The organism is Paenarthrobacter sp. CM16 (genome assembly GCF_013179505.1).
Classification (GTDB): Bacteria; Actinomycetota; Actinomycetes; order Actinomycetales; family Micrococcaceae; genus Arthrobacter.
In genome coordinates, this window is the sequence record NZ_JABMCX010000595.1 from 1 (window position 1) to 705 (window position 705).

Genomic DNA, 705 nt, shown 5'->3' on the forward strand with positions numbered 1-705 from the left:
CTGGGATGGTCACGACGACGACGACGACCACGGCCACGGTGGTGGCGGTGGCTGGGATGGCCATGATGACGATGACGGCCACGGCCACGGTGGTGGCGGCGGTGGCGGTGGCCACGACGACCATGATGACCACGCCCACGCCGTTCAGCAGCTGGTCCATGTAGTGAACAACTACTCCTACACCACCACCATCGACGACCGCGACACCATCACCGATCAATCAGTCAACCAGAACATCTGGGCTGACGGGGATGTCACGCAACTCTTCAACCAGGACGCCGTGGTTGCCTCAGGTGACGGCGCCATTGCGGCAGGCGAGGACGTCAGCAACGCCGGCAACACGACCACCACCACCACCAACACGGACGATCACTCGACCGATAACTCGGTCACTGTGGACGCCAGGGGCAATAACGACATCTCCATTGGCAACGACTACTCGGACAACTCGGTGACCAAGGACTCCTACAACACCGATGTGGACGTGGACATCGACGCGGAGTTCAATGACTCGTTCAACGAGGACAACTCGGTGGACAATTCGCAGACCACCAACAACACCACCAACAACGATTCGTTCAACAAAGACTCCTACAACAACGAGACCGAACTGGAAGTCGGCGACGTGGAGTACACGAACATCGAGAACTCCACCATCATCAAGGACAACGAGGTGGACCTGGAGTACACCGACGATCACTCCAC

Annotated in this window: 1 pseudogene; it reads left to right on the top strand. The window is 58.7% G+C overall.

Features of this window, described 5'->3' with window-relative positions:
• Positions 1–163: 163 nt before the first annotated feature.
• Positions 164–705, top strand: a pseudogene (locus HP499_RS24720) (hypothetical protein); the annotation flags it as partial.